This is a genomic window from Glutamicibacter sp. NPDC055354 (assembly GCF_053644955.1).
The window spans coordinates 249,065-267,231 of the sequence record NZ_JBSHMB010000001.1 but is presented as its reverse complement, the minus strand read 5'-3'; the positions used below and the strand labels follow the sequence as shown (position 1 = coordinate 267,231).

General features: G+C 62.0%; 19 protein-coding genes and 1 pseudogene. 5 read left to right on the top strand and 15 right to left on the bottom strand.

Annotated elements, in window-relative coordinates; genetic code table 11:
* The first annotated feature begins 19 nt into the window (after positions 1 to 19).
* The gene (gene rfbA, locus ACWICV_RS01280; RefSeq protein ID WP_332595373.1) at positions 20 to 937 is read left to right on the top strand and encodes a glucose-1-phosphate thymidylyltransferase RfbA; all 918 of its coding nucleotides are present in this window, start codon (positions 20 to 22) and stop codon (positions 935 to 937) included.
* A 56-nt stretch (positions 938 to 993) separates the two neighbouring features.
* Here rfbA and ACWICV_RS01275 read toward each other — a convergent pair whose 3' ends face one another.
* Positions 994 to 1,698, bottom strand: coding sequence for a class I SAM-dependent methyltransferase (locus tag ACWICV_RS01275; RefSeq protein ID WP_454090883.1), 705 nt, complete (start codon positions 1,696 to 1,698; stop codon positions 994 to 996).
* A gap of 164 nt (positions 1,699 to 1,862) precedes the next feature.
* On the opposite strand from ACWICV_RS01275, the gene ACWICV_RS01270 reads away from it, so the two are divergent.
* Positions 1,863 to 2,519: a sunset domain-containing protein gene (locus ACWICV_RS01270; RefSeq protein WP_402473865.1), complete on the top strand. Its 657-nt coding sequence runs from the start codon at positions 1,863 to 1,865 to the stop codon at positions 2,517 to 2,519.
* A 137-nt stretch (positions 2,520 to 2,656) separates the two neighbouring features.
* Here ACWICV_RS01270 and ACWICV_RS01265 read toward each other — a convergent pair whose 3' ends face one another.
* The 4 genes from ACWICV_RS01265 to ACWICV_RS01250 form a co-directional block, all read right to left on the bottom strand.
* Positions 2,657 to 3,673, bottom strand: a complete 1,017-nt coding sequence (locus tag ACWICV_RS01265) for a hypothetical protein (protein WP_454090884.1) — start codon at positions 3,671 to 3,673, stop codon at positions 2,657 to 2,659.
* Positions 3,674 to 4,196: 523 nt separating this feature from the next.
* The gene (gene ilvC / locus ACWICV_RS01260) at positions 4,197 to 5,228 is read right to left on the bottom strand and encodes a ketol-acid reductoisomerase (RefSeq protein WP_013348730.1); all 1,032 of its coding nucleotides are present in this window, start codon (positions 5,226 to 5,228) and stop codon (positions 4,197 to 4,199) included.
* A gap of 122 nt (positions 5,229 to 5,350) precedes the next feature.
* A complete protein-coding gene (gene ilvN, locus ACWICV_RS01255; protein WP_105658085.1) occupies positions 5,351 to 5,869 on the bottom strand; it encodes an acetolactate synthase small subunit in 519 nt (172 codons plus the stop codon).
* Between the two features lie 3 nt (positions 5,870 to 5,872).
* Complete coding sequence (locus tag ACWICV_RS01250; protein WP_402473864.1) at positions 5,873 to 7,756, bottom strand: acetolactate synthase large subunit; 1,884 nt, start codon at positions 7,754 to 7,756, stop codon at positions 5,873 to 5,875.
* 619 nt (positions 7,757 to 8,375) lie between these two features.
* Here ACWICV_RS01250 and ACWICV_RS01245 point away from each other — a divergent pair.
* Entirely contained in the window at positions 8,376 to 8,837 is a 462-nt protein-coding gene (locus tag ACWICV_RS01245) for a hypothetical protein (RefSeq protein ID WP_105658083.1), read from the top strand.
* 81 nt (positions 8,838 to 8,918) lie between these two features.
* Here the strand turns inward: ACWICV_RS01245 and ACWICV_RS01240 are convergent, their stop codons facing one another.
* From ACWICV_RS01240 to ACWICV_RS01195, 10 genes and pseudogenes are all read right to left on the bottom strand, one after another.
* Positions 8,919 to 9,443, bottom strand: coding sequence for a hypothetical protein (locus tag ACWICV_RS01240; RefSeq protein ID WP_133834691.1), 525 nt, complete (start codon positions 9,441 to 9,443; stop codon positions 8,919 to 8,921).
* Positions 9,444 to 9,523: 80 nt separating this feature from the next.
* Entirely contained in the window at positions 9,524 to 10,048 is a 525-nt protein-coding gene (gene idi / locus ACWICV_RS01235; protein ID WP_454090885.1) for an isopentenyl-diphosphate Delta-isomerase, read from the bottom strand.
* Positions 10,049 to 10,074: 26 nt separating this feature from the next.
* The gene (locus ACWICV_RS01230) at positions 10,075 to 10,938 is read right to left on the bottom strand and encodes a prenyltransferase (RefSeq protein WP_454090886.1); all 864 of its coding nucleotides are present in this window, start codon (positions 10,936 to 10,938) and stop codon (positions 10,075 to 10,077) included.
* Entirely contained in the window at positions 10,935 to 11,255 is a 321-nt protein-coding gene (locus ACWICV_RS01225; RefSeq protein WP_454090887.1) for a lycopene cyclase domain-containing protein, read from the bottom strand. Before ACWICV_RS01225 ends, ACWICV_RS01230 begins: the two co-directional genes overlap by 4 nt.
* Positions 11,245 to 11,607, bottom strand: a complete 363-nt coding sequence (locus ACWICV_RS01220; RefSeq protein WP_454090888.1) for a lycopene cyclase domain-containing protein — start codon at positions 11,605 to 11,607, stop codon at positions 11,245 to 11,247. Before ACWICV_RS01220 ends, ACWICV_RS01225 begins: the two co-directional genes overlap by 11 nt.
* Positions 11,604 to 13,130, bottom strand: a complete 1,527-nt coding sequence (gene crtI, locus ACWICV_RS01215; RefSeq protein WP_454090978.1) for a phytoene desaturase family protein — start codon at positions 13,128 to 13,130, stop codon at positions 11,604 to 11,606. The genes ACWICV_RS01220 and crtI overlap by 4 nt, the downstream gene beginning before the upstream one ends.
* A gap of 3 nt (positions 13,131 to 13,133) precedes the next feature.
* Positions 13,134 to 13,202: pseudogene (locus tag ACWICV_RS01210) on the bottom strand (hypothetical protein); the annotation flags it as partial.
* Positions 13,193 to 14,137 (bottom strand): phytoene/squalene synthase family protein, encoded by a 945-nt coding sequence (locus tag ACWICV_RS01205; RefSeq protein WP_332595353.1) that lies wholly within the window; start codon positions 14,135 to 14,137, stop codon positions 13,193 to 13,195. The gene ACWICV_RS01205 and the pseudogene ACWICV_RS01210, both read right to left, overlap by 10 nt.
* Before the next feature lie 5 nt (positions 14,138 to 14,142).
* Positions 14,143 to 15,246, bottom strand: coding sequence for a polyprenyl synthetase family protein (locus tag ACWICV_RS01200; RefSeq protein ID WP_454090889.1), 1,104 nt, complete (start codon positions 15,244 to 15,246; stop codon positions 14,143 to 14,145).
* A gap of 12 nt (positions 15,247 to 15,258) precedes the next feature.
* Complete coding sequence (locus tag ACWICV_RS01195; RefSeq protein ID WP_454090890.1) at positions 15,259 to 15,747, bottom strand: MarR family winged helix-turn-helix transcriptional regulator; 489 nt, start codon at positions 15,745 to 15,747, stop codon at positions 15,259 to 15,261.
* A 113-nt stretch (positions 15,748 to 15,860) separates the two neighbouring features.
* Here ACWICV_RS01195 and ACWICV_RS01190 point away from each other — a divergent pair, with 113 nt between their 5' ends.
* Positions 15,861 to 16,691, top strand: coding sequence for a tryptophan-rich sensory protein (locus ACWICV_RS01190; RefSeq protein ID WP_454090891.1), 831 nt, complete (start codon positions 15,861 to 15,863; stop codon positions 16,689 to 16,691).
* The gene (locus tag ACWICV_RS01185; RefSeq protein WP_400290927.1) at positions 16,688 to 18,151 is read left to right on the top strand and encodes an SDR family oxidoreductase; all 1,464 of its coding nucleotides are present in this window, start codon (positions 16,688 to 16,690) and stop codon (positions 18,149 to 18,151) included. Before ACWICV_RS01190 ends, ACWICV_RS01185 begins: the two co-directional genes overlap by 4 nt.
* Positions 18,152 to 18,167: the final 16 nt, after the last annotated feature.

The following is an 18,167-nucleotide window of genomic DNA, read 5'->3' as shown; positions in this document are numbered from 1 at the left end:
TTCATTAGGCTCGATAGCCATGAGGGGAATAATTCTAGCTGGGGGAACCGGGTCTCGTTTGCACCCGATCACGCGAGGCATCTCAAAGCAATTGGTGCCTGTCTTCGACAAGCCGATGATCTACTATCCGCTGACCACGCTTATGCTCGCTGGAATCAGGGACATCCTGGTCATCACGACGCCGCAGGATGAGGGGCAGTTCAAGTCCTTGCTCGGCGATGGCTCGCAGTTCGGCATCACTCTGTCCTATGCCGTGCAAGCCCGGCCTGAAGGCCTGGCCCAAGCGTTCATACTTGGCGCCGAGCACATCGGAGGGGAATCCGTGGCGCTGGTGCTGGGTGACAACATCTTCCATGGACCGGGGTTCGGCACCCAGTTGGGAAGCTACGCCGACCAGACCGGCGCGACGATCTTCGGCTACTGGGTCAAGGATCCCAGGTCCTACGGCGTCGTCGAGTTCGATAGCTCCGGAAGGGCCGTATCGCTGGAAGAGAAGCCGCTGGACCCGAAAAGCCACTACGCTGTTCCGGGATTGTACTTCTACGACAATTCCGTGGTTGGCAAAGCCCGGACATTGCAGCCTTCGGCCCGTGGAGAGCTTGAGATCACCGACATCAACCGCTTGTACCTCGAAGAGGGCAACCTCAACGTCACGGTGCTGGCCCGCGGAACTGCGTGGCTTGATACCGGAACCTTCGATTCGCTCAACGACGCCTCCAACTTCGTGCGCACTGTCGAAGCGCGGCAGGGTTTGAAGATCGGTTCTCCCGAGGAAGTTGCATGGCGCCAGGGGTTCATCTGCGATGACCAGTTGCGCACTTTGGGCCGGGAGTTGGGCAAGAGCGGGTATGGCGATTACTTGCTTCAGCTGGCAGAAAACAGTTTCGTCGATCCCCATCATTCAACGCGTCCTGCCGCTATGCCGGCTATCAGCTGACATTCGAGGGCTTCGCGGCTTCCGGACGCCGTTGGCACCCGGAAGCAGTGCGCTGGCTAGCGCGTCGAGCGCAGCGAGAAGAACAGGAAGCCCAAGAACGCGTCGCGTTCACGCAAGGCTTCTGGAATCACGCCTTCGGGCGCATCCTTGGCATACGGCGGCTCCCAAACACGCTCCACCGCGAACCCTGCGGAGATCAGTGCCTTCATGGTTTCATGCAAAGGCCGATGCCAATAGGTCAGTTCGGCAGGCTTCCCCTTGAAAGTCACTTCGTCGGTGTACTGGGTGAGCTGGAAGTAGTCCTTGCCTCGGTGGTTGAACGGGTAGAGAATCGGATGGTTCACCGACATGATGAGCCGGCCGCAGGGCTTGAGGACCCGGCGGACTTCCTCCAGTGCGTAGTCCCAGTCCGGCAAATAGTGGAACACCAAGGAAGCAATGGCATCGTCAAAACTGTTGTCGGCATACGGGAGCTTCTCCCCCAATGTCGCCACTTTCAGGTCGGCATCTTCGCCCAGCCGCTGGCGTGCCAGGTCCACCATTGCCCGGCTGGTGTCGAAGCCCGAGACGCTCGCTCCACGGCTCATGAGCTGTTCCGACAGCGGGCCGGCGCCGCAGCCGATATCCAGGATGTTCCGGCCGGCAACCTCTCCTGCCAGTTCCAAGGTGGCCGGCCGCTCATAGTAGGCGTTCAGCATGCTGAATTCGTTCTCGTCAGCGTAGTCCTGGGCGAAATCGTCGTAGTTGCTTTCCTGTGGCACGGGCGCGCTCCTTTGCATGGTTTTGCCCGAGCCTAGCAAGGGCTTCAACTAATCATTGGGAAAACACTCGACTGATCGAGTAACGCTTTGACTGCATTAGCCGCAATCGATCACAATCGCGTCCAGCCATAGTTTCTATTCCCAGTCCAGATTAGAATCAGCACATGGGACCGATCAGTGCCCATGCTCGCTCGACTTTCCATGGGGAGAAATTGAATAAATTAGTTCAGCGTTCACTCGCTGTCATCGCTTCGGGAGCACTTGTATTCTCCGGTGTCTCCGCGGCCTCGGCCGCTCCGTTGCCCACCAGCATTTCATCTGCCAGCATCGTTGCTGCGAAGAAAAAGGCTCCTGCGGTAGCGATCAAGAAAATCGGCACGAAAACAGTCAAGGGTTCAGCCAAGGCAACCATCAAGCCAAGCTATTCCAAGGCAAAGAACGTGAAGATCAAGTCGGCGTTGCTGAAGGTGGCCAAGGGCAAGAAGACCGTCGCCAGCAAGAAGAAGTCCGTCAAGCTTGCAGCGGGCACCTACAAGGTCACCACCACGGTCAAGTACCAGCTCAAGGGCAAGACCTCGACCGTGCAGAAGACGCAGACCTTGCTGGTGAAGAAGGCGGCCGCCAAGCGTTCCGTGAAGATGAGCGGGAAGGCGAAGAACTGCCCTGCAGGCTACCCGGTGAAGGGCAACCGCACCGGCAGCCAGAAGGAGTGGAAGTACCACGTCAAGGGACAGCGCTTCTACAACATCACGAAGCCAGAAGAATGCTTCAAGACTGCAGCTGATGCGCGCAAGGCCGGCTACCGGGCTTCGAAGCTCTAAACCTGCCTAGCTGGTATCCGACCCAGCAGACTAAAAAAATCGACCTCGGCTGCTTCCCATATGGGAAGCAACCGAGGTCGATTTATTTGAAATGCAATGGAGCCAAGTGCGAGGGAAGAATCTAGTTCCGCCAGCTCCTACTTCTCAATGGCTTCTGGAGAATCCTTCGCGGACTCCCCACTGCGGCTTTTCTTGATATTCTCGGCAAATGAAGTTGCTACGTCCTCGGCTTTGTCCAAGGCACGGTTCTTCGCCTCGTCCCCAAACTGCTTGATTGCGCTCAAGCCATCAGCGCCTGCATCAGTCACCTTGTCCCGAACCTCGGAGACAGCCTTGAGCCACTTCTTTGACTCCAGTGCCCCGTAGGCGCTCTCGATTCCCAATCGGCTTTGGAATTCCACTAGATCATTCGAGACGGCATTCGTCGCCTTCACGACTTCGCTCGATGACTTCGGATGCAGCAGCACCTTTGAATTCGCCAGTCCGGCGACGACAGCGATTCGCTCAAGAAGCTGCTCGGTCACCTTCGTAATGTGTGCGATTCTGCGTTCGCGCGCGATCTGCAGCGCGATTCGATGATTCTCCAGTTCGTCAGGAGACCCGTTGAGCACACGGTCCAGTTCCAGAACAGACATGCCGTCTTCGAGTTGGAAGCAACGTGCCAGTACTGCCAACCACTGGGTGGCCTTTGATTCGATCTCGCGGGTGATCTTGGCCAGTTCACCCATCTTCGTTTTGTTTTCCAGCTTTTCAGCTAATCCTGCCAAGGCCCGCAGCGCATAGGACTGGGTCGTTGCGATGGTCTTGGCATTCGAATTAACCTTTGACCATGTAGTCTCGCCGATATGCCCCACTTGGTCGCGCACGACCATGGCATCATCGATGAGCATTCCAACACCATCAAGATCCGCTAGGACCGCGTCATTCTGCGCACGGAGGATATCGTCAATTTTCTCGTCGATCACCTTCAAGTAATCGGTGATCTCATCCATGCTCTGCTGCATCGCGTATTGGGCTATAATCCCACCCACGCCTGCCAGAACAGCCGGGTTTGAAAGCATCGCCGTTGGGCTGGTGACGATTTCAAGCAAATTGCTGATCTTGCCATCTTTCATGACGACTGCACGCGCCAGGCCGTTCTCCGATCCAGCCATCAGGTTCTTGGCATTGAAGATCCGTGCTGAGCCTTCCGAGAGCTTGATCCAGCGTCCGGACGTCTGCGCAATCCCGCTACCGGCTTGCATCGCGGTTGCACTGAGGCCAGCTGCTTTGCTTACGCGTTCCAAGGGCAGTTCCTTGGAAATCAAGCCGACGGATTCCACGAATTTGTCAACGGCGCTGCGTTCGCCAAGGACTGCCACGCCATTTCCATCAGAAACGATCTCAATATCTTCGCTAGCCACTTTTTGCTCCTTGAACTATCAGCTACTGAACAGCGGCGGCGGCATTGTTCGTTCTGCTCTCGCCCGGAACAATTCTTACACTAAAAGATTGAATACTAAAGTTCCTTCAGGCCGCGGCACTTCAGCACACAGCAGGAGTGCAGCTCCCTTTTCGATGCGCTCATCGCAGAATGGACGCAACATGCATTTAAACGAAAACCGCTGGCTCTAAACGATATTCCTATCGTTCAGAGCCAGCGGTTTTCAGCTTATGAAGCTAGTTGTCAGCTCGCAATTAGCGGGCTACCGAACCATCTACGTAGTCATCCGAGGATGCATCCGAGATCCAGGAGAACAGCGAGCGCAGTTCGCGGCCGGTGGTCTCGATTGGGTGGGCTTCGCCCTTGGCGCGCAGTTCCTTGAACTCCGGAGCGCCAGCCTTCTGGTCTTCCATGAAGCGGTTGGCGAAAGCACCGGACTGGATATCGGCCAGCACAGCCTTCATGTTTTCCTTCACCTCTGGGGTGATCACGCGTGGGCCGGAAACGTAGTCGCCGTACTCAGCGGTGTCGGAGATCGACCAGCGCTGCTTGGCGATGCCGCCTTCCCACATCAGGTCGACGATCAGCTTCAGCTCGTGCAGCACCTCGAAGTAGGCGATTTCCGGCTTGTAGCCAGCTTCGGTCAGGACCTCGAAGCCGTACTGGACCAGCTGGGAGGTGCCACCGCAGAGCACAGCCTGCTCGCCGAACAGGTCGGTTTCGGTCTCTTCGGTGAAGGTGGTCTCGATAACGCCGGCACGGGTGCCGCCGATGCCTGCAGCGTAGGACAGTGCCAGTTCCTTGGCGCCGCCGGTGAAGTTCTGCTCCACGGCGATCAGGTCAGGGATGCCACGGCCGGCTTCGAATTCGCGGCGCACGGTGTGCCCTGGTGCCTTGGGAGCAACCAGTGCAACGTCGACGTTGGCTGGTGGCTGGATGAAGCCGAAGCGGATGTTGAAGCCGTGGCCGAAGAACAGCGCGTTGCCCTCTTCGAGGTGCTCGGCGATCGACTCGGTGTAGACCTGGGCCTGGACCTGGTCCGGGGTCAGGATCATGATGACATCTGCCCAAGCCGCTGCCTCGGCAACGGTAGCTACCTTAAGGCCTTCGGCCTCGGCCTTGGCACGGGACTTGGAGCCCTCAGCCAGGCCGACGATAACCTCGACGCCCGAGTCGCGCAGGCTCAATGCGTGGGCGTGGCCCTGGGAGCCGTAGCCAATGACAGCTACCTTCTTGCCCTGGATGATCGAGAGGTCTGCGTCGTCTTCGTAGTACAGATCAGCCACTGTAATTCTCCTTATTTGTGCTTCTGGTAAAGAAGTCTTGTGCTTAGGCACTGTTGCTTTCTTCTAAGCTAGGTGCCAAATACCTAAATTTGTAGTTCGTGTCTCTTGAAGTCGTTGTGCGCTTAGGCGGACAGCGTCTTCAGGGCACGGTCGCTCATCGACTTTGTTCCGCGTCCCACGGCCAGCGTTCCGGCCTGGACGATCTCGCGGATGCCGAATGGCTCAAGTACTGCCAGCAGTGCTTCGATCTTCGCCGCATTGCCGGTGGCCTCAACGACCAGCGAATCCGTGGATACGTCGATCACCGATGCGCGGAACAGCTCCGCGGCCTGTGTGACCTGCAGTCGCGTCGCCGCATCGGCGCGCACCTTGATCATGATGTGGTCACGCTGCACCGAGGTTTCCGGCAGCAGTTCCACGATCTTGATGACGTTGACCAGCTTGTTCAGCTGCTTGGTGACCTGCTCCAGGGAATCCCCTTCGGCGTCCACCACCACGGTCATGCGGCTGATGCCGGCAATTTCCGTGGGACCAACGGCCAGCGAGTGAATGTTGAAGGCACGGCGGGCGAAGAGGCTGGCGACGCGGGTGAGCACGCCGGGAACGTCTTCAACCAGTACCGAAAGCGTATGCTTTGCCATGTCCTAGTCCTCCTCTTCCCATTCAGGGGTCATGCCGCGGGCAATCTGGATCTGGTCGTTGCTGACTCCCGATGGGACCATTGGCCACACCATGGAGTCGGCCGAGACCACGAAGTCGATGACTACCGGACGGTCATTGATTTCCAATGCCTTCTGGATGGTCGCGTCGATATCCTCGTCGCGTTCGCAGCGCAGGCCCACGCAGCCGTAGGCGTCGGCCAGCTTCACAAAGTCCGGAATCCGGGCGGTTCCGTGGCCGGTGTTCAAATCGGTGTTGGAGTAGCGGCCATCGTAGAACAGCGTCTGCCACTGGCGGACCATGCCCAGCGACGAGTTGTTGATGATGGCAACCTTGATGGGGATCCGGTTGATCACGCAGGTAGCCAGTTCCTGGTTGGTCATCTGGAAGCAGCCATCTCCGTCAATGGCCCAGACCACGCGGTCCGGCTGCGCCACCTTGGCGCCCATGGCGGCAGGCACCGAGTAGCCCATGGTGCCCAGGCCGGCGGAGTTCAGCCACGAGCGCGGGCGCTCGTACTTGACGAACTGCGCTGCCCACATCTGGTGCTGGCCCACGCCTGCCACGTAGACGCCTTCCGGACCGGTCAGCTCGCCGATGCGCCCGATAACATTCTGCGGAGCAGAGAGGCCGTCGTGGGTTTCGGTGTAGCCGATCGGGTAGGTTTCGCGCAGGCGGTTGAGCAGTCCCCACCAGCCGGCCAGGTCCTGCTGGGCTTCGTTCTCGAAGCGCGAGGCGCAGGCCTCGTGCAGCTGCGGGATGATTTCATCCAGCGAGCCGACGATCGGCACATCGGCCACGCGGTTCTTGGAGATTTCCGCAGGATCGATATCGGCGTGGATCACCTTCGCGTTCGGCGCGAAGGTGGAGAGCACGCCGGTGACGCGGTCATCGAAGCGGGCGCCGAGGGTAATGAGCAAATCCGACTGCTGCAGTGCCGTGACCGCAGAGACGGCACCGTGCATGCCGGGCATGCCCACGTGCTGTTCATGCGAGTCCGGGAAGGCACCGCGTGCGGTCAGCGTGGTGACCACCGGCGCGTTGATGAATTCCGCGAATTCCTTCAGCTGCTCATGGGCGTTGGCCTTGATCACGCCACCGCCAACATACAGCACCGGGCGGGTTGCCGAAGCGATGAGCTTGGCGGCTTCGCGCAGCTGCTTGTTGTGTCCGCGGGTGACCACGCGGTAGCCCGGCAGGTCGACCTTTGGCGGCCATGAGAAGGTCATGTCGCTCTGCTGGGCATCCTTGGTGATATCCACCAGCACCGGACCGGGACGGCCGGTCTGCGCCAGGTAGAACGCGCTGGCCAGCGTGCGCGGAATGTCTTCCGCGTTAGTGACCAGGAAAGCGTGCTTGGTAATCGGCATCGTGATGCCGACAATGTCTGCTTCCTGGAATGCGTCAGAGCCAATGAAAGCGCTATTGACCTGACCGGTGATTGCCACCATTGGTACCGAATCCATATTGGCATCGGCCAGTGCGGTGACGAGGTTGGTTGCGCCTGGTCCGGAAGTAGCGATGCATACGCCCACTTCCCCGCTCACCATGGCGTAACCCTGTGCGGCATGGCCGGCACCCTGTTCGTGGCGGACCAAGAAGTGGTTAATCTTGGTCGAATCCATCAGTGGATCATAGGTGGGAAGGATGGCCCCACCTGGTAATCCGAAGACGTCTTTGACGCCCAGTTCTTCCAGCGAGCGGACGATGGCTTGTGAGCCCGTCATCTGTGTGGGAGCAACGATATTATTCGGACCCTGTACCGGGTTCGAAGCCTCCACGACGGAAGAGACAGCGGCGGCGGCATCCTTGGTTCGATTGATTGACTTCGCAACCGACGCCGGATTGGCGGGTGTTGAGTTGCTCATCGGGATCCTTTCCATATCTATCTCTTCGTTTGCGCATAAAAAACGCCCCGCGGCCGTCACTACTGACGAAAGGGGGCTTGCGCGTTACCGACGTACTGTCCGTGGTGTTGGACAGTGTCTCAGGCTCCGCGCCTGATAACTAGTAGTACATCGGTGTTTGTTTGCATGCCTCTAGTTTTCTCCACCTCACGGCAAAGAGCAACTAGACACCCTGTTTATCTCATTATATGAGACGGATGTCCAAACCTTGGACGCGACACCGCGAACAAGACTTGGTTATTTCGCTTCCCAGGCACCAACAGCGCCTGTCGAAACGGGATTAGCTGGAGACAAGCACCAGCTGCCTTGGACGCGCATCGCTCGCGCTGCGCACCCCTTGCTCCAAGGAAGCCACCTGCCAGGCAGTTGGTTTCGCTTGCAGCGTTGAGCCGGGAAAGGCATGAGTTCCGTCGATGGCCACACGGGCGCATGGCTTGACGACTCAATTAGCATCCTGGCTCATTAATCCCATTCTAGAAGTCAATATGACCAATCAGATAACCCATGACGTGCCGATGACACATTTCGATAAATGTTGCGACTGGTCAAATTGTCCAAAGTTATCGGTAGAGTATTGGTTATGGACAAGCGCCCAGACGAAAATCCAACCCAGCAGGTAAAGGCCCGCCTCCATGAGGCCTTCGACTCGCAGATCCCCAACTTCGCCAGCTACAATCTCGTGGCGGGCACCGGCATCGCCGGCTCCGGAGGGCTCAAGGTCATTGGATATCGGCGCCAACCAGCGGAACTGATTATTGCGCCAGTGAATGCCAGCAGCTTGGAAGCATCCGAGGATGCGATCAACATCAACAATACGAATGTGAACCAGCTCGCCGAGCTCAGCGATGGCGGCTACGAAATCGCGATCTCTTCGGGCCGGGTGTTCCGCTTCAGCATTCCCGAAGCGCCGAGCATCGACTTGCATGTCGATGATGCCATCAGCATTGGTGCCACCATTGACCAGAAATCAGATGCAGAGGACTTCGCTGATTTCATGGACCACTTCATGAACACCATCGAAGGCACCGAGAACTTCGTATAACCAGCAAGAGAATTCGCCATAGCAAAGGCCATCCCGCCAGCTAGCTCCATTACGAGCTACGCGGCGAGATGGCCTTTTCGCTTACAAAGCCCCGGGATGATTCCCGCGGTAGTCGGAGGCGAGCAGCTGCCCTTCGACGGTGAGGATCTCAACCCGGTCCAACTCGATTGATTCGTAGCCGACGGAGGTCATGACCCGCTCGGCATAGCCGGCAGCACTGCCCTCCGCGATCCAATCACTGCCCTCCACCACAATGGCGAGCACGCCCTGGACCGGAGAGAGCCACCCCACGGTGGCGTACTGGATGGAATCCTGGGCGAATGAATGGAAGCCTGCGGCGCCCTGGCCATTGAGGTACTGGAAGATCTTCTGATCCGCCCATTCCTGGCGCCCTTCGACTTCCTGGAGGTTGTCGGCATACTTCGGCAAGGCCGCGATCTGCTGGCTCACGCTAGGAGTTTGCGCGGATGCTTCGAACTGGAGCGGGGCACAGCTGGCCAGGGACGAAGCCAGCACCAGGCCACCGGCGACCACACTGGCCCTGCGTAACGCATGGATGGCCGCGCCGTGCCGCTGGATACCGGCAGAAATTACTTGAAGCACCATGCAATCGAGCATAGCCAATGACCCGGACAATTCCACAGGAATCACCCTGCACGGATTCCACACCTGCGGCGGGCCCGGAATCAGCCTTGCTTGGTCTGGTACAGGGACATCCCTGCAGCCTGCATCACCAGCCACGGGCTGAAGGCCCACGGGGTGGCGCGCAGGGCTTCACCGAGTTGTGCCGGATCCACCCAGCAGTAGTCCATGACTTCGTCCGGGTTCGCAGAGATCTCGCTGCCGATTATCGCGGTGAAGACCGGGCAGATTTCGTTTTCCACAATGCCCGAGGCATCCACGGCGCGATAGCGGAAGTCCGGCAGCGCCGATTCGATGCGGCTGACCTTGAGGCCGAGCTCATGGGCCGCGTGGCGCGTAATGGCTTCTTCGAAGCTCTCGCCGGGCTGGGGATGCCCGCAGAAGGAGTTCGTCCAGACCCCTGGCCAGGTCACCTTGGACAGGGCGCGACGCGTCACCAGCACCTGGCCGGCTTGATTCTGCACGTGGCAGGAGAATGCCTGGTGCAGCACGGTATCCGTGGTGTGAACCAATTCTTTCGGGTGCGTGCCAATAGGCTGGCCTTGATCCGAAAGCAAAATGACGTCCATTGAAATCCTTGAATCCCCATCCGGGTCTAGTAGGTGAAAAGTGCCGAAAAGATCAGGAGCATGGTCAGCAGGAAACCGCACAGGTAGTTGATCCACAAGAATCTCTTCCATCCTCGATTAACCGTACCCGAGCTTGCATCGCTGATTCGAAGATGGGGTAGGACGTTGAGCACATAGGGAAGGGCCAGCACCGCCGCCCAGCGGCCAATCCCCGAAAGGCCCACCGCCACGAGCACTCCGGCCAGCAGGTAGGCAGCCAAGACCAAGTAGATGGTCGTGCGGGCCGACAAGGCGGTGGCGATCGAGGACAGCCCGCCTTGGCGATCGGGAACAATATCCTGGATTGCGCCCAGGGCATGGCTGGCCATCCCCCAGAGCAGGAACGCGCCGAAGACCAGCCACTGCTCGGCCTGCACGCTGGCGCCAGCCAGCACCCACCCGTAGACCGCCGGGGAGACGAAGTGCACTGCGCTGGTCAGCGAGTCCAGCCCGGGCCTTTCCTTGAAACGCAGCCGCGGTGCGGAGTAGGCCAGCACCGCAAGGATCGACACGGCCAGAACGAGGTTGGCTGCGCCATCCCCGGCCGCCACGAGCACCGCGAGGAACGGCGCGGCGCACAGGACGCAGGCGATGAGCAGCGACTTATGGCTCTGCCTGGACAGCAGCGCCCCCTCGATTCCTCCCTTGCGCGGATTGCGCAGGTCCGACTCGTAGTCGAAGACATCGTTCACGCCGTACATCAGCAGGTTGTAGGGGAAGAGGAAGAACACCGTGCCCAGGACCAAGCACCAATCGATCCCGCCGCCGGCCAGCAGATAGGCGGCGGCAAACGGGTAGGCGGTATTCACCCAGGAGATGGGGCGTGAGCTCAATACGATTCCGCGGATCATGAAGCGTCCTTTCTGTGGCTGCGGGCACCGAGCAGCCACCACAGCCCGGGGAGCAGGAAGACCGCGCAGGCGGCGTAGAAGAAGTCTTCAATCGGGGCCAGGCCCAGATGCACCCCGGACAGCGTGTCGCTGCCGTAGCCGAACAGTCCGGCGTAGATCATCAGGTTGTCGAAGATCGCGGTGAGCACGAGCATCAGGGCCATGGCGGCGCCCAGCGGCTTGGCCACCGAGCGCAGGCGCTGCTTGCTGGCAGCCAGCCCGGCGGCAAAGACGGCCATGGCCGCAAGAAGGAAGCAGAGGCTCAATTCAAGGAACATGGTTCTCCCCTAACGTGCGCTTGGGTGCTTTCTGGTTCCGGTTGCGCAGCATGCTGGCCAGCACCGGCAGTCCGGTGAAGGCAATCATGGCGCAATAGCACAAGAAGACCAGGAAGAAGACTTCTTCCACAGGGAACTGCTCGCCCACCATGATTCCGGTCATGAGCTCCGATTCCTTGTGCAGGAAGATGCCCTGCCTGATGGCCAGCACATCCCAGAGCACGAAGAATCCGGTGCCCAGCCCCAGGCACAGGAGCCCGCGCACCGGGTGGCGGAAGATGAAGAGCTTTCCCTTCGCGTCCAGCAGCCCCATGCAGACCAGGAGTACCAGCAAGATGCCCAGGTAGATCATGCTCCTGCCTCCTGACGCACCGTGGCCGCGAAGTTTTCGTCCATGGGCCCCGCGGCCTTGATCCCGAGCACCGCTTTGGCAGCCAGTTCCCCACTGATCAGGCACATCGGCACGCCGATTCCGGGGCGCACGGTGCTGCCGGCATAGTGCAGCCCGCCCACCTTGGCGCTGCGGTTGCCCGGACGCAGCATGGCGCTTTGCCCCAGGGTATGGGCCAGGCCCAGCGCACCGCCTTTGAAGGCGCCGTACTGCTGGAGGAAGTCCCCCGGGCCGATGCTCTGGCGCACCACGATCCGCTCGCGAAGGTCCTTGATGCCAGCCCATGCGGCCAGCTGGTCGATGGCCGCGTCGGCCACCGCTTCCACCGCCGCATCTCCTGCCCCATCGGCTGCTCCGATCCCCCATTCGGGCATGGCAGGAGCCGGAACCAGGATGAACAGGTTCTCGCAGCCCTCCGGGGCCACCGAGGGGTCGGTGGCACTGGGCTTGCAGACATAGATGCTGGTTTCCGCCTCCAGCATCCGCCCTTGGCGAATCCGCGAGAAATTCTCTTTCCAGTCGGTGGTGAACAGCAAGTTGTGGTGCTCCAGCTGCGGCAGCTTACCGCTGATGCCCAGGCAGAGCAGCACCGCGCTGGGGCCAGGGTCTTTGCGCTGGAAGCTCTTGGCGGTGTGGGTCTGCAGCTCCTCGGGCAGCAAATGGCCTTCCAGGTGGCGCACATCGGCGGCTGCGATCACCTGGGTCGCCGGGGTGCGCTGCTGCCTGCCGTGCGCGTCGATCCAGCGCACCGCGCTGACCCGGGGATTTTTTCCTGTGCTGGTTTCTATGGCCGTTGCGGTGGCGCCCAAATGGATGGCCGCGCCGTGTTTCCGGGCCAGTTCAGCCATGGCATCGGCCACCGCAGCGAAGCCTCCCATCGGGTATTTCACCCCGTCGGTGAGGTCCAAGTGGCTCATCAGCTGGTAGAGCGCAGGGGTGCGGCTCGGGCTGGAGCCCAGGAACACCGCCGGGTATCCGAGCAGCTGGCGGATCTCGTTGCTCGAAAAGCGCCGGGCCACATGGCTTTCCAGGCTGGAGGCCAGCAGCTGGGCCAGTTGCGGGGTCCGGCGCAGGATCCGCGGATGCAGCAGGGAGGTGAGCGAACTGAAATCGTCATAGAGGAAATGCTCCAAGGCCAATTCATAACCCTCCTTCGCGGTGCGCAGGTACCGTTCCAAGGCTGGGCCGCTGCCCGGTTCCAGGGCTTCGAAGAGTCCGCTGACCGCAGCGCCGGTTCCGACATCCACCGGTTCTTCGCGGTCCTGGAAGAAGGTGCGGTAGCCGGTGGACAGTTCGCGCAACTCCAGCTGTTCGCTGGCGCTGGTGCCCATGAGCTTGAACCAGTGCTCGAAGACCTCGGGCATCAGGTACCAGGAGGGGCCGGTGTCGAAGCGGAACCCGTCGCGCTCCAGGCGCCCGGAGCGACCGCCTGGGTGCGGCTGCTGCTCGATCAAGGTGACCTTGCAGCCTCGGGCGGCGAGCAACCCGGCGCTGGCCAGGCCGGAGAATCCGCCCCCGATGACTACGACTTCTCTTTGTGCGTGGTTCATCTGCTTGCTACTTCCATTCTTGGCTTGCGGCCGGTGGTGCCCCGGGTGCCCAGCAGCACGCGGGCGGCGATCAGCGCCTTGCGCGGGGCGGAGACCGAGATGCGGGTGCGCAGCAGCTGGGAGGCCGGGGCCTTGTCCAGCTGGGAGTTCAGTTCGCGGAACAGGTCATGGGCCAGGCGCACCGCCCGGGCAGCGGACGGGGCCAGGTAGGGCAGGCCGGCACGGGCCTGGGCCAGGTCCTGCTCGATCTGCGCAACCAGCTTCGCCTTGCTTGGCTCATCGAATCCTGCCGGGTCCAGGCCGGGAAAGTAGCTGCGTCCCAAATCTTCGCTGTCTTCCGCCAGGTCGCGCAGGAAGTTGACCTTCTGGAAGGCCGCGCCCAGGCTGCGGGCGGCGTGCTTGGCGCGCTGCGCCTGGGCAGGGGTCAAGTCCGGCGCGGCGGGCATCGCCTGGAAGACCTGCAGGCACATCAGCCCGATGACTTCGGCCGAGCCGTAGATGTAGTCCTGCAAGCTGCGCGCATCATGCTGCCCGGTGCCCAGGTCCGCGCGCATTGAGGCGAAGAACGGGGCGGTGAGCTCGGCGTGGATGCCGGTGGCCCGGGCGGAAATAGTGAAAGCGTGGACCACCATGTTGGTGCTGTACCCGCGTTCCATGGCGCGCAGGGTTTCTGCTTCCAGCTCGTCCAGGCAGGCGGCGATGGCCTGGTTGTCCAGGCCGGCCTGGCAGGCCACCCCGTCCACGATTTCATCGGCCAGGCGCACCAGCGCGTAGATATTGGCGATGTGCCTGGCGCTGGCGGCATCCAGCAGCTTGCAGGCCAGCGAGAACGAGGTGGAGTATTCGCCCAGTACCACCCTGGCGCTGCGCTGGGCGGTGCGCGAATAGTGCTCCAAGGCGGCGGTGCCTGCGGTGCTGTGAGGGGAATTGTAGGGTTTCATGGCGTTCAGCTGCTTCGATCCAGGATCAGGCCGGTGCACTCGCGCAGCAGCGTCCGGGCTTCTTCGGGCAGGTCCAGGAAGGCCGCGGAGCCGGTGGCCCGCGAGCAGAGTTGCTGGGCCAGCTGTCGGGCGAAGCGCTCGGCCCCCTGCGCGGCCAGTTCCTGGCGGATCCGGCCGGCATCCACTGTTCCTTCGCGGAATCCGCCCAGCAGCTTGGCGAATTCGGGTTGCTCGCTGGCCAGGGCCAGCAAGATGGTGCTCTTGAATTCGCGCAAGTCCGATTCCACCGGCTTGCCGGTGCGTGCCGGGTCCCCGAAGGTGCCCAGCACATCATCGATGATCTGGTAGGCCACCCCGAGCTGGCAGCCCACCGCGCCGATGGCCTCGGCCTGGCCGGGGTGCGCCCCGGCCAGCAGCGCTCCGGCCTGCAGCGGCAGCTGGAAGGAGTAGGCCGCGGTTTTCATCTGTTCCATGCGCAGCACCTGGCTGGTGGTGGCTGGAGCCGGGGCCAGCGAGTAGAGCAGGTCCTCGAGCTCTCCGGCCCCTGCCTGCTCGATGGCTTGGAAGAAGGCCTGCTGGACCCCGGCTTCGCTGTCGCTTCCGGCCGCGGCGCTGGCCGCGAGCTTGATCGCTTCGCTGATCAGCAGGTCCCCGGCGATGATGCCCACGGAATTGCCCGCATGCTCGGCGTCGGCCCGGTTCCGGCCGCTGGCGATGGCGTGGTCGCGGTAGAGCGCCGAGATGGTCTTTTCCCCGCGGCGCACGAAGTCGCGGTCCACCACGTCGTCGTGGATCAGCAAGGCGGCGTGCAGCAGCTCGAAGGCGCAGCCCAGGTCGATGGCGCGGGCCTCATTGCGGCCGCCGAAGGCCCGGTAGCCGAGCATTACCAGCCCCGGTCGCATCAGCTTGCCGGTAGCCAGCCGCTCGGAGATCCGGGACCAGAGCAGCGCGGTCTGCGCGGAGTAGGCGGCGCTGCGGCGCTGGGCCTGCGTGGCCAGCAGTTCCAGCCGATCGCTGATGGCACGCCGGGTGGGTGCATCGATGAGCCCGCCTGAGGCTGGCGCGCCAGCCGCTTCGGCCGGCGGGGCCTGGTGTGTGGTGGTGTGCATTCTCATGGTTCCCTACTGAAAGGATGTGGTGGGGTTTGCTTGGTTCTCTTCGCTGCTCACGGTGTCCCGCGTCTCCAGCTCTCGCCGGGCATCTTCGAGCATGGCGCCCAGATTCCTGCGGGACGGTTCGTCCAGCTGCGCGTAGAACGTGTGCAGCTTGCGCAGCAGCACCTGCCCTGGCCCGGTGGACACCGGGAAATTGCTCCCCGGGGCCACCAGGGTGCGCCGCCGGTCCGCGGCATGGTGCCTTCTTTCAACCATCCCGCGGGCTTCGAGCCGGTCCAGGACCGAGGTGATTCCTGCCGATGACACTCCCAGTTCGCGGGCCAGTTCCCCGGAGCTGGGCGTTTGCATGGAACGCAGCAGGTTCACCGCACGCAAATCTGTATCGTTCAGGTCAAGGCTGTGGCGCAGGCGCGCTTCGCTCAGTGCATAGGACCGCTGGAGCTTGAGCAGCAACCGGAACACTTCCGAGGCAATCAGCGGACGTGAACAATCCATGATAACTTCTCTCGCGTAGTTGATATTTAGCTTTTCTAGATACATCATGGTTTAACTATCTCGTTTTGTCGACTCGAAGCGGGAAAATTTTCAACCGACATCAGGAGCACACGATGAGCAGTTCCACGGATTCCCCGAATTTTCCCTATCGAGCCCCCGCGTCAGCAACATCCTGGGCACTGCCGGTGTTCACGGCGAGTGCCCTGGTCCTGGCCATTGCCGTTTCATTCATCGGAAGCGGGGCCCTGGGCGGAACTCCGGTCCAGCAGGCAGCCGGCGGCTATCTGGGCGCTGACTCGACGCTGCTGGCCCCCGCGGGTCCGGCCTTCTCCATCTGGAGCGTGATCTACGCCGGGCTGGCCGTCTACGGAATCTTCCAGCTCACCCCCGCCGGACGCCGCTCGGCCTGGGCTGCCAAGCTGCGGATTCCCGCGCTGCTTTCCGCATTGCTGAACGCCGCATGGATTACCGTGGTCCAGCTGGGCTGGCTGGGGGCCAGCGTCGCGGTGATCTTCATCCTCGTCGCGTGCTTGGCCTGGATGCTGACCATCATGGTGGCAGGCACCCCGGCTTCGCGCACCGAATACTGGATCATGTGGCTGACCTTCGGCATCTACCTGGGCTGGGTCTGCGTGGCCAGCATCGCCAACACCTCTGCATGGCTGCTCTCCCTGGGCTTTGGCCAGGACGCCTCCTGGGCACCAGGAGCGGCAGTGGCACTGCTGGTGGTCGCAGCGGCCATCGGGCTGGGCACCACCGCCTACTCGGGCAGGATCTTCACCGCCTTGGCCATGGCCTGGGGGCTGGGCTGGATCGGCGTGAGCCGGCTGGCCGGCAGCAACCAGTCCGAACTGGCCGGGTACTCCGCGCTGGGCTGCGCAGCAATGCTCCTGCTCGGATCCATGGTGATCGCGTGGCGCAAGCGCGGGGTTCGAACGCCATGAGCTTGATCGCAGTGACCGGAGCGACCGGATATATCGGCGGACGCCTGGTGCCCCTGCTCTTGCGCAACGGGCACCAGGTCAGGGTTTTCACCCGTGATGCGCAGCGCCTGCGCGATACCCCGTGGCGCGGCCAAGTCGAGATCGTCGAGGGCGACCTGCAAGATGAGCACGCCGTGGCCAAGCTCTGCAAGGACGCGGACCTGCTCTACTACTTGGTGCATTCGATGTCCGGGACCCGGGATTTCGCGGCGCAGGAGAAAGCGTGCGCGCAGGTCATGGCGCAGGTCGTACGCGAACAGGACGTCAGCCAGCTGGTCTATCTTTCCGGGTTGCATCCTGCAGGCGAACTCAGCGAGCACCTGGCCTCGCGCGTGGCCGTGGGGCAGATCCTGTCAGCGGCCGCCAGCACCCTGGTGCTCCAGGCGGGCCTGGTGATCGGCTCCGGCTCGGCCAGTTTCGAAATGGTCCGGCACCTGAGCGATGTGCTGCCGGTGATGCCGGCCCCGCGCTGGGTACTGAACCAGGTCCAGCCCATCGCCATCCGCGACACCTTGCACTACCTGGCGGCCTGCGCCGAACTGGCGCAGCCCGCGCAGGGAACCTATGACATCGGCGGCCCCGGCACCTACAGCTACGCGCAGCTGATGAAGATCTATGCCCAGGTGGCCGGCCTGCGCGAGCCGAAAGTCTGGCCATTGCCGCTGCTCACCCCGCGGCTGGCTTCGCACTGGGTGAATCTGGTGACGCCGCTGCCGCACACCCTGGCTTCCGCGCTGGTGCAGTCGCTGCAGCATGATTGCGTCATGGGCTCGCGGGACATCGACAAGCTGATTGCCCCGCCGGCCCAGGGCTTGTGCGATTATCCGCGAGCGGTGCAGCTGGCACTGGAGAAGATGGATGCCGACGCGGTGCAAACCAGTTGGGCTACCGCCCAGCCGATTTCGGCACCCGCCGAACCGCTGCCCTCTGATCCGGATTGGGCAGGGCGCAAGGCCTACACCGACATCCGCCGCATCAGCACCACGGCAACCGAGGCGCAGCTCTTCAGCGTGCTGCATCGGCTCGGCGGGGAATCACCGTATTTCGCCTTCCCCGCCCTGTGGAAGCTGCGCGGCTTGATGGACAAACTGGCAGGCGGCGTGGGGTCGCGGCGCGGACGCCGCTCGCACAGCACGCTGGCACTAGGAGATGTGGTGGATTGGTGGCGCGTGGAAGCCCTGGAGGAAAACAGCTTGCTGCGCTTGCGCGCGGAGATGCGCGCCCCGGGCCAAGCATGGCTGGATTACCGGATCGACAAGCGAGCTGACGGGCGAAGCGAACTGGTCCAGCGAGCGGTATTCTTCCCGCGGGGCTTGGCCGGACGCTGCTACTGGTGGGCGGTATACCCGTTCCATGGCGCCATCTTCCCGGCCACCATCAAGAACATCGTGCGCGCCGCGGAAAAGCAGGCGGCTGGCTGAGGATCCGGTACGTCCC